The following is a 9,890-nucleotide window of genomic DNA, read 5'->3' as shown; positions in this document are numbered from 1 at the left end:
TCAGCGTCGACACTGGAATTGTTGGGGCCGCTTTGCGGCCCTGTCGCGACACAAGGCCGCTCCTACAGGGGGGCTGCGTCAACCTGCCATCCCGGGCTCGAAGGGAATGCTCTGCACCACCTCCAGCTCATACCCCGCCAGCCCCGCATACTTCAGCGGTGGCCCCAGATGGCGCAGCTTGCCCACGCCCAGGTCTTGCAGAATCTGCGCCCCGGTGCCCACTTCGGAGTACACCTTCGACTGCCCACGCTGATAAGGCCGCACCGGCTGGGTCAGCTGTGGTACGCGCTCCAGCAAGGCTTGGGAGGATTCATGGTTGGCCAGGATCACCACCACGCCTGCCCCTTCCTCGGCCACCTTCTGCAATGCCGCCCACAACGTCCAGTTGGCCGGGCCGGCGTATTCGGCACCCACCAGGTCACGTAGCGGGTCGATCACATGCACCCGCACCAGGGTGGGCTGCTCGCGGCGGATGTCGCCCATGACCATGGCCATGTGCACGCCACCTTCAATACGGTCTTCATAGGTGACCAGGCGGAAGGTGCCATGCACGGTCGGCAGTTCACGCTCGCCGATGCGCTTGATGGTCTGCTCGGTGCTCAGGCGGTAATGAATCAGGTCGGCGATGGTGCCGATCTTGATGCCATGCTGGGCAGCGAATACCTCAAGGTCCGGGCGGCGGGCCATGGTGCCATCGTCGTTAAGCACTTCGACAATCACTGAGGCCGGGCTGAAACCGGCCAGGCGGGCCAGGTCGCAGCCGGCTTCGGTGTGGCCGGCCCGGGTCAGCACGCCGCCTTCACGGGCGCGCAGGGGGAAGATGTGGCCAGGTTGTACCAGGTCTTCGGGGCGCGCGTTGGCGGCCATGGCAGCGGCCACGGTGCGTGCCCGGTCGGCGGCAGAAATGCCGGTGGTCACGCCTGTGGCGGCCTCGATCGACACGGTAAACGCCGTGCTGAATACACTGCCGTTGGCCGGCACCATTTGCTCCAGGCCCAGGCGCTGGCAGTGTTCGTCGGTCAGGGTCAGGCAGATCAGGCCACGCGCTTCGCGGGCCATGAAGTTGATGGCCTGGGCATCGCAACGCTCGGCGGCAATCAGCAGGTCGCCTTCGTTTTCCCGGTCCTCGTCATCCACCAGCAGGACCATCTTGCCTTGCCGGTAGTCCTCGAGAAGTTCCTCGATGGTGTTGAAAGCCATGGTGCACGCTCACTGTGGTGGGATGTTTTTTATGGTATACCATCATACACAAATATCGCCGAAACAGGAGAGCAGCGCATGAAGGCCTATTGGATCGCCCACGTGGACGTGACCGACCCCGAGCAATACCAGCAGTACACACAGCGCGCCCCGGCTGCCTTCAAGGCGTTCGGCGGCCGCTTCCTGGCCCGTGGCGGGCGCAGCGAGGCGATGGAAGGGCGGCCTACCCCTCAGCGTAGCGTGGTGATCGAGTTCGATTCGTACGAGCAGGCGGTGGCGTGCTACCGGTCCGCGCTGTACCAGGAGGCGTGCAGCCATCGCCAGGGGGTGGCGATGGCCGAGGTGATCATTGTGGAAGGGTTCGAGCCGTTGGCCCAATAGTCAGGCGAATTGACCCTCAATGCCTAGGCATCAATGCCCGGCAAGGGAAAAGCTGGCAGGGGTATCGCGCAGGCTTTGGGCGGTCAGCAGGCACACCACCAGAGTGCACAGGGCTAGCAACGCGGCCCAGGCGGTGGGGCCGTGGTTGAGTACCATGGCGGCCAGCGGTGCAGCACTGGCAGACACCGACAACTGAATGGCACCCAGCATGGCCGCGGTGGAGCCCAGCGACTTTTGCTGCGAAGCCATCACCAACGACATCAGCGTTGATTCGGCAATACCCAGGCCGAACAGCGCGACCACCATGCCGCCGGCCACACCTGGCAGGCCCAGGCCGGTGAGGGCACCGAGCAGGCTGGTACAGGCGCCACCGGCCATGCACAGCACGCCCAGGCGTGTCAGCGGCTTCAGGCCCAGGCGGCTGATCAGGCGGCTGGCGGCCATGGCGCCGATCAGGATAGATACGCCGGTGGCGCCGAACAGCAGGCCGAAGGCTTGGGCGCTCAAACCGTAGTGGGCCTGGTACACCAGCGTGGCGCCGCCAATGTAGGCAAACAGGAAGAAGAACACCGCCGCCACCGCCAGGGTCGGGCGCAGGAAGCGGCGGTCGCCCAGAAGGGCAAGGTAGGTGCGGCAGGCGTGGCCCAGGCGCAGGGGTTCGCGTTTGCCCGGTGGCAGGGTTTCCGGCAGGTTGAGCAGGCTGTTGGCCAGCACCGCCAAGCCCATGCCGGCGAGTACCAGCATCACTGCACGCCAGCCGAAATGGGTGTCGATCATACCGCCCAGAGCCGGCGCCAGAATGGGGGCCACGCCTTCGATGGTCATCAGCAGGGCAAACAATTTGGTGGCTTCGACGCCCTGGCTTACATCGCGGACCATGCTCATGATCACCACCAGGGTCAGTGCGCTGCCCAGGCCCTGGAAGAAGCGCAGCGCGATCAAGCTGTCGAGGCTGGGGGCGGCTGCGGCGCCGAGCGAGCAGAGGATGAACAGTAACAGGCCGGCCATCAGCGGCTTGCGTCGGCCGTAGGCGTCGACGATGGGGCCGAATACCAACTGGCCGGCGCCCATGGCCAGCAGGAAGAAGGTGAGTGTCAACTGCACCTGGGTAAAGCTGGCCTGATAGTGGTTGGCGATTTCCGGCAGGCTCGACAGGTACATGTCGACGGCGGACGGGCCAAGGGCGCCTACCAGGCCAAGGCCCAGGGCGAAGCGCAAAGGTAGCGGGGGAGAGGGATCTGCTTGCATGGTTTTCTCTGGCTGATTTTTCACCTACCGGCCGGTAGGTTGTCGAATATTATGCGCCGAGCCAGGCAAGGTCAAATCCTTCACAAAACCAGTCGCGCTTAATTTCAACGGTGGTGCGCAGTCCCACAGGGGCTCTCCATGGGGCTGTCTAATTGCCTTGAGAAGCATTGACCCGTGCAATTTCGATCACCACAATCCCCTCCCCAAGACGCGCGCGGCCCGCCGCGCCCTGACGGAGCGATGCAGTTGAAAGAACTTTCCCCTTCTGCGGTGCGTGTGTGCGATGCCGCTGTCGGCCATCTTGCCGAGCACGGCTACGACGCTTCGTCGCTGAACGAAATCGCCCAGCTGGCCGGTATGCGCAAGGCCTCCCTGTATGCGCACTTCGCTAACAAGGATGCTTTGTTCGTCGAGGTTTACCAGCGAGCACTGGTGCAGGAAACGGCCTTTGTCGAGCACGCATTCGCGCAGGAAGCCGACGACGGCCTTGCGCCCGGGCACTGGTTAGCCTTGCACCTGGCCGAACGTTATTGCAGTTCGGCCCAGCTGCGCTTGGTGCTGCGCACCGCGTTCCTGCCCCCAGCGAGCATCAAGCCGATTGTCACATCGGGCTTTGAACAATACCTGGACGGCATTCGTGAGGGTTTCTGCCAGGCCCTGCGAGCTCGCCACGGCCGGGCAGCCGGGGCCGATCGCATGGCGCTGTATGCCGATGCCTATCTGGGCATCATCGACAGCCTGTATGTGGAGCTGATGTACGCCGGCCCCGCCGCCTATGAACGGCGAACTGCCGCGTTACTGAAAGTGCTTGAAGACTCGCTGTCACTCAACCGCTGACGCCCTCTGCGTCTAGCCGTTGAGCGGACGTTAGCTGTGTACGTCGGTGGCCGTCCGTCGAACCCTCGGCACTGCACGTACTGTCTGCCGCCAGAATGGCAGATGAATTCAGGTCGAGCCTCGATCTGCCTCGTGAGGTGGCCGACGCCGATGTATGCGCCGGCACACCCTATCAGGGCTTAATACTCCCAGAAGATCCGCTGCAACTCTTTGCTGTCCTGGGTCCTGGTCATCGCAACCATCGCCAGAATCCGCGCTTTTTGCGGGTTCAGGTCATGGGCTACGACCCAGTCGTTCTTGTCATCCGGCTGTTCGGCGTTGCGCAGCACGAAACCACCCTGGTTGACGTGCGACGAGCGAATGATCTGCACACCGTTCTTGCGCAGCTCCTGCAGCGCCGGCACCACCCGCGACGACACCGAGCCGTTGCCGGTACCGGCATGGATCAGCGCCTTGGCGCCGTTCTGCGCCAGTGCCTTGTAGGCGGTATCGGTCACGTTGCCATAGCCATAGGCAATGTCCACCTGCGGCAGGCTGCTGATCTGCTTGATGTCGAACTCGGAGTTGACCGTGTGGCGCTTGGCCGGCAGGCGGAACCAGTAGGACTTGCCTTCCACCACCATGCCCATCGGGCCCCAGGCGCTCTTGAAGGCTTCGGTCTTGATGTTGACCGACTTGCTCACGTCACGACCCGACTGGATCTCGTCGTTCATGGTCACCAGCACGCCCTTGCCACGCGACTGCTTGTCGCTGGCCACGGCCACGGCGTTGTACAGGTTGAGCATGCCGTCGGCAGACATGGCGGTACCCGGGCGCATCGAACCGACGACCACGATCGGCTTGTCGGTCTTTTCTACCAGGTTGAGGAAGTAGGCGGTTTCTTCCAGGGTGTCGGTGCCGTGGGTGATGACGATACCGTCGACGTCCTTGCTCTCGGCCAGCTCGGCGACACGCTTGCCCAGCTTCAGCAGGTCTTCGTTGCTGATACTTTCCGAAGCGATCTGCATCACCTGCTCGCCGCGTACGTTGGCAATGTCGGCCAGTTCCGGCACGCCGGCAATCAGCTTGTCGACGCCCAGTTTGGCGGCCTGGTAGGTGGCACTGTTGGCGGCGCTGGCGCCGGCGCCGGCAATGGTGCCGCCGGTGGCAAGGATGACCACGTTGGCCAGCTTCTGCTGGGTTTCGGCTTCTTTGGCCGAGGCGGTGGCGGGCAGGATCAGCAGCAGGGCGAGTGCGCTGGGGGCGAAGGTTTTCAGTGCGGCATTCATCGTTATTGTTCTCTCTTCCTAGTGAGATGATTTCTGAGTCGCACAGGCTGGAAGGCATCTTTCATACCAAGCCTGTGCGCGTTGCTCTTGTAGGAGCGGCCTTGTGTCGCGAAAGGGGTGCGTAGCGCCCCCAAAATTGGAGCCTTAGCACACATTGCCGGGGCTGCTGCGCAGCCCATCGCGACACAAGGCCGCTCCTACAGGGGCCAGTATTCCATCCGTGAATCCGAACAAGCATAGGAAAAGGTGTTCGGTTTTTCGGAAAAATTCTGGATAATCAGCACCAGTAGTCTTTTTGCCTCCGACCGCAAAACGGATTTGACAAACCCCGGTCCTGTTTCCATAGTTAGGTACCGCAAACGTTTGCTATCCGATAAAAAAACAAGATTCGGAGTCATCGTCCATGAAACTGCCGTTCCCCGGTCGTCTGCTGGCCCTCGCTGTCTTTTCCTCCCTCTCGCTCGCCCTGCCATTGTCTGCCGCCCATGCCGAAGACAAGCCCAAGGTCGCCCTGGTCATGAAATCGCTGGCCAACGAGTTCTTCCGCACCATGGAAGACGGCGCCAAGGACTACCAGAAAGCCCACGCCAATGAATTCGACCTGATCGCCAACGGCATCAAGAACGAAACCGACACCGGCGAGCAGATCCGCATCGTCGAGCAGATGGTCAATTCCGGTGCCAAGGCCCTGGTGATCGCCCCGGCCGACTCCAAGGCGCTTGTGTCGGCAGTGAAGAAGGCCATGGACCAAGGCGTGGTGGTGATCAACATCGACAACCGCCTGGACCCTGAACTGCTCAAGAGCAAAGGCATCAGCGTGCCCTTCGTCGGCCCCGACAACCGCAAGGGCGCGCGCCTGGTTGGCGACTACCTGGCCAGCCAGAAACTCAAGGCCGGTGACCAGGTAGGCATCATCGAAGGCGTGCCGACCACCACCAATGCCCAGCAACGCACGGCCGGTTTCAAGGACGCCATGGACGCCGCACAGATGAACATCGTTTCGGTGCAAAGCGGCAACTGGGAAATCGACAAAGGCAACGCCGTCGCCGCCTCCATGCTCAACGAATACCCCGACCTGAAAGCCCTGCTGGCCGGCAACGACAGCATGGCCCTGGGCGCAGTGTCGGCCGTACGCGCCGCTGGCAAGGTCGGCCAAGTGCAAGTGGTGGGTTACGACAACATCAATGCCATCAAACCCATGCTCAAGGATGGCCGTGTGCTCGCCACCCTCGACCAGGCAGCCAGCCAGCAGGCGGTGTACGGCATCCAGGCCGCGCTGAAAATGGTCAAGGGCGAGAAGCCGGACGTGGATGCCGACAACGTCATCCAGACCCCGGTCGAACTCATCACCAAGCCCTGATTGCTGGCAGGAGAAGCGGCCATGGCTGCAGCGGCCAATGAAGTGGTACTCGCCGCCAACGGGTTGGGCAAGACCTACGCCCAGCCCGTGCTTGGCGAAGTCAGCCTGAACCTGCGGGCCGGCGAAGTGCTGGCCCTTACCGGTGAAAACGGCGCGGGCAAGAGCACCCTGTCCAAGCTCATGAGTGGCCTGGAAACCCCCACCACCGGGCACATGACCTACCGCGGCCAGGCTTACGCGCCCGGCAGCCGCAGCGAGGCCGAGCGCCTGGGTGTGCGCATGGTCATGCAGGAGCTCAACCTGCTGCCCACGCTGACCGTGGCGGAAAACCTGTTTCTCGACAACCTGCCCAGCCGCTTCGGCTGGATCAGCCACAAACGCCTGCGCCAGTTGGCCACGGCCGCCATGGCCCAGGTCGGGCTCGATGCCATCGACCCGGACACCCCGGTCGGCGAACTGGGCATCGGCCATCAGCAGATGGTCGAGATCGCCCGCAACCTGATCGGCGACTGCCATGTGCTGATCTTTGACGAGCCCACCGCCATGCTCACCGCGCGCGAGGTGGAGCTGCTGTTCACCCAGATCGAGCGCCTGCGCGAGCGCGGCGTGGCCATTGTCTACATCTCGCACCGCCTTGAAGAGTTGCAGCGTGTGGCCCAGCGCATCGTCGTGCTGCGCGACGGTAAACGGGTGTGCGACGAGCCTATCCAGCGCTACAGCAGCGCCGAGCTGGTCAACCTGATGGTCGGCCGCGAGCTGGGCGAGCATATCGACTTGGGCCGCCGGCAGATCGGTGCGCCACTGCTCAAGGTAGACAGGCTCAGCCGTGCCGACAAGGTGCGTGAGGTGTCATTCGACGTCAGGGCAGGGGAGATCTTTGGCATCTCCGGCCTGATCGGCGCCGGCCGTACCGAGCTGCTGAGGCTGATCTACGGTGCCGACCGCGCCGACAGCGGCAGCATTGCGCTGGGCCAGCCCCTGCAGTCGGTCACCATCGATTCGCCGAAGGCCGCGGTACGGGCGGGTATCGCACTGATTACCGAGGACCGCAAAGGCGAGGGCCTGCTGCTGTCGCAGTCGATCAGCGCCAATATTGCCCTGGGCAACCTGGGCGCGGTATCGCGTGCCGGCGTGCTGGACGGCGAGGCAGAAAAGGCCCTGGCCGAACGCCAGATCCAGGCCATGCGTATTCGCAGTGCCGGCGCGCAGCAAGTGGTGGGCGAGCTGTCTGGCGGTAACCAGCAGAAGGTGGTGATCGGCCGTTGGCTGGAGCGCGATTGCCAGGTGCTGTTGTTCGATGAGCCTACCCGTGGCATCGACGTCGGCGCCAAGTTCGACATCTACGGCCTGCTGGCCGAACTGGCGCGCCAGGGCAAGGCCCTGGTGGTGGTGTCCAGCGACCTGCGTGAGCTGATGCTGATTTGCGACCGCATCGCCGTGCTGTCTGCCGGCCGCCTGATCGACACCTTCGACCGCGACCATTGGAGCCAGGACCAGCTGCTGGCCGCCGCCTTTGCCGGTTATCAGAAACGTGACGCACTGCTGCACGATGCAGCCCCCAGGATGGATGCATGAAAACCACTCCGCTCGACAGCCAAGGCGCCGCCCCCGTGCGCCGCAGTGGCACCTATTTTGGCCTGGGCACTTACCTGGGCCTGGCCGGTGCCTTGCTGGCGATGATCGTGCTGTTCTCGTTCCTTAGTAGCCACTTCTGGTCGTACAGCACCTTCAGTACCCTGGCCAATCAGATCCCCGACCTGATGGTACTGGCGGTGGGCATGACCTTTGTGCTGATCATCGGCGGCATCGACCTTTCGGTAGGCTCGGTACTGGCCCTGGCTGCCTCCACGGTGAGCGTGGCGATTCTGGGCTGGGGCTGGGGCGTGCTGCCCTCGGCGTTGCTGGGCATGGCCGTGGCTGCGCTGGCCGGCAGCATTACCGGTGGTGTCACCGTGGCCTGGCGCATTCCGTCCTTCATCGTCTCGCTTGGCGTGCTGGAAATGGCCCGGGGCTTGGCGTACCAGTTCACCGACTCGCGCACCGCCTACATCGGCGATGCCTATGCCTGGTTCTCCAACCCGGTCGCCTTTGGCATATCACCCGCGTTCATCATTGCCTTGCTGGTGATCGTGCTGGCCCAACTGGTGCTGACCCGTACCGTGTTCGGCCGCTACCTGATCGGCATTGGCACCAACGAGGAAGCCGTGCGCCTGGCCGGTATCGACCCGCGCCCCTACAAGGTGCTGGTGTTCGCCCTGATGGGCCTGCTTGCCGGCCTGGCCGCACTGTTCCAGATTTCGCGCCTTGAGGCGGCCGACCCCAATGCCGGCTCCGGCCTGGAGCTGCAGGTGATCGCCGCCGTGGTGATCGGCGGCACCAGCCTGATGGGCGGGCGCGGCTCGGTCATCAGCACGTTCTTTGGCGTCCTGATCATTTCGGTGCTGGCCGCCGGGCTGGCGCAGATCGGTGCCAGTGAACCCACCAAACGCATCATCACCGGGGCGGTGATCGTCATCGCCGTGGTGCTCGACACCTACCGTAGCCGGCGTGCAGGCCGGCGGAACTGAAGACATGGCAACCATCAAAGACGTCGCGGCACTGGCGGGTATTTCCTACACCACCGTGTCCCATGTATTGAACAAGACCCGACCGGTCAGCGAGCAGGTGCGGGTGAAGGTTGAAGCCGCCATCCTCGAACTGGACTACGTGCCCAGCGCCGTGGCGCGCTCACTCAAGGCACGCAGCACGGCCACCATCGGCTTGCTGGTGCCCAACAGCGTCAACCCGTACTTTGCCGAGCTGGCGCGGGGCATCGAAGACGCCTGCGAGCGCAACGGCTACTGCGTGATCCTGTGCAACTCCGACGACAACCCGCAGAAGCAGCGCAACTACCTGCGCGTGCTGCTGGAAAAGCGCGTCGACGGCCTGGTGGTGGCCTCGGTGGGCCAGGACAGCGACCTGCTGCAAAGCCTGGCTAGCGTGCGCACACCGATGGTCATCGTCGACCGCGAGCTGGAAGGTGTCGATGCCGACCTGGTGCGCATCGACCACGAGCAGGGCGCCTATCTGGCTACCCGGCATCTGCTGGAGCAGGGGCACCGGGACATCGCCTACATCGGCGGCCCCGTCGAAACCGGGGTTACCCAGTTGCGCCTGAGCGGTTTCCGCCGGGCCATGGCCGAGGCCGGGGCGCAGGTGCAGGGTAACCGCGTGCTGCATTGCGATTTCACCAGCCCCGGCGGCCATGCAGCGGCGGCGCAGCTGCTGGAGGGCAAGCGGCCCACGGCGATTTTTGCCGGCAACGACATGATCGGTTTTGGCGTGCTGCGCGCTGCGGCCGAGCGCAATATCAACGTGCCTGGCGAGCTTTCGGTCATCGGCTTCGACGACATCGAACTCAGCCGCTACGTGTACCCGCCGCTGACCACCGTGGGCCAGTCCATCCGCGAGCTGGGCGAAAACGCCGCGTCGCTGTTGCTGGCGCGCATCGTCACACCCCGCCAGGGCGTGGCTGAGCAACGCATCGTTGCCCCGCGCATCGTATTGCGCGAGTCCACCGGGCCGCGCCCGGATCTGTTCAACGATTACCGCTAACG

9 protein-coding genes are annotated in these 9,890 nt (G+C 63.8%); 6 read left to right on the top strand and 3 right to left on the bottom strand.

What is annotated here, in order from left to right:
- Positions 1-78: 78 nt before the first annotated feature.
- Positions 79-1,200, bottom strand: a complete 1,122-nt coding sequence (gene ribBA, locus ACIQUI_RS10265; RefSeq protein ID WP_403197811.1) for a bifunctional 3,4-dihydroxy-2-butanone-4-phosphate synthase/GTP cyclohydrolase II — start codon at positions 1,198-1,200, stop codon at positions 79-81.
- 78 nt (positions 1,201-1,278) lie between these two features.
- Here ribBA and ACIQUI_RS10260 point away from each other — a divergent pair, with 78 nt between their 5' ends.
- Positions 1,279-1,581, top strand: coding sequence for a DUF1330 domain-containing protein (locus ACIQUI_RS10260; protein ID WP_403197809.1), 303 nt, complete (start codon positions 1,279-1,281; stop codon positions 1,579-1,581).
- Between the two features lie 30 nt (positions 1,582-1,611).
- On the opposite strand, the gene ACIQUI_RS10255 is transcribed toward ACIQUI_RS10260, so the two are convergent.
- Positions 1,612-2,829, bottom strand: a complete 1,218-nt coding sequence (locus ACIQUI_RS10255) for a multidrug effflux MFS transporter (protein WP_403197807.1) — start codon at positions 2,827-2,829, stop codon at positions 1,612-1,614.
- A gap of 240 nt (positions 2,830-3,069) precedes the next feature.
- On the opposite strand from ACIQUI_RS10255, the gene ACIQUI_RS10250 reads away from it, so the two are divergent.
- Complete coding sequence (locus ACIQUI_RS10250; RefSeq protein WP_403197805.1) at positions 3,070-3,666, top strand: TetR/AcrR family transcriptional regulator; 597 nt, start codon at positions 3,070-3,072, stop codon at positions 3,664-3,666.
- A gap of 179 nt (positions 3,667-3,845) precedes the next feature.
- Here the strand turns inward: ACIQUI_RS10250 and ACIQUI_RS10245 are convergent, their stop codons facing one another.
- Complete coding sequence (locus tag ACIQUI_RS10245; protein WP_403197803.1) at positions 3,846-4,934, bottom strand: asparaginase; 1,089 nt, start codon at positions 4,932-4,934, stop codon at positions 3,846-3,848.
- 403 nt (positions 4,935-5,337) lie between these two features.
- Here ACIQUI_RS10245 and ACIQUI_RS10240 point away from each other — a divergent pair, with 403 nt between their 5' ends.
- From ACIQUI_RS10240 to ACIQUI_RS10225, 4 genes are read left to right on the top strand one after another with little or no spacing between them, the layout of a single operon-like run.
- Positions 5,338-6,294 carry a sugar ABC transporter substrate-binding protein gene (locus ACIQUI_RS10240; RefSeq protein ID WP_403197801.1) on the top strand — a complete coding sequence of 319 codons (957 nt, stop codon included), beginning with the start codon at positions 5,338-5,340 and terminating at the stop codon, positions 6,292-6,294.
- A gap of 21 nt (positions 6,295-6,315) precedes the next feature.
- On the top strand, positions 6,316-7,869 hold the full coding sequence (locus ACIQUI_RS10235; RefSeq protein WP_403197799.1) for a sugar ABC transporter ATP-binding protein: 1,554 nt from the start codon (positions 6,316-6,318) through the stop codon (positions 7,867-7,869).
- Complete coding sequence (locus tag ACIQUI_RS10230) at positions 7,866-8,861, top strand: ABC transporter permease (protein ID WP_403197797.1); 996 nt, start codon at positions 7,866-7,868, stop codon at positions 8,859-8,861. Before ACIQUI_RS10235 ends, ACIQUI_RS10230 begins: the two co-directional genes overlap by 4 nt.
- A gap of 4 nt (positions 8,862-8,865) precedes the next feature.
- Positions 8,866-9,888, top strand: a complete 1,023-nt coding sequence (locus ACIQUI_RS10225; RefSeq protein ID WP_403197795.1) for a LacI family DNA-binding transcriptional regulator — start codon at positions 8,866-8,868, stop codon at positions 9,886-9,888.
- The last annotated feature ends 2 nt before the right edge of the window (positions 9,889-9,890 follow it).

The sequence above is a fragment of the Pseudomonas sp. NPDC090592 genome, assembly GCF_044769185.1.
GTDB lineage: Bacteria > Pseudomonadota > Gammaproteobacteria > Pseudomonadales > Pseudomonadaceae > Aquipseudomonas.
This window is presented reverse-complemented; position numbering and strand designations above follow the sequence as displayed.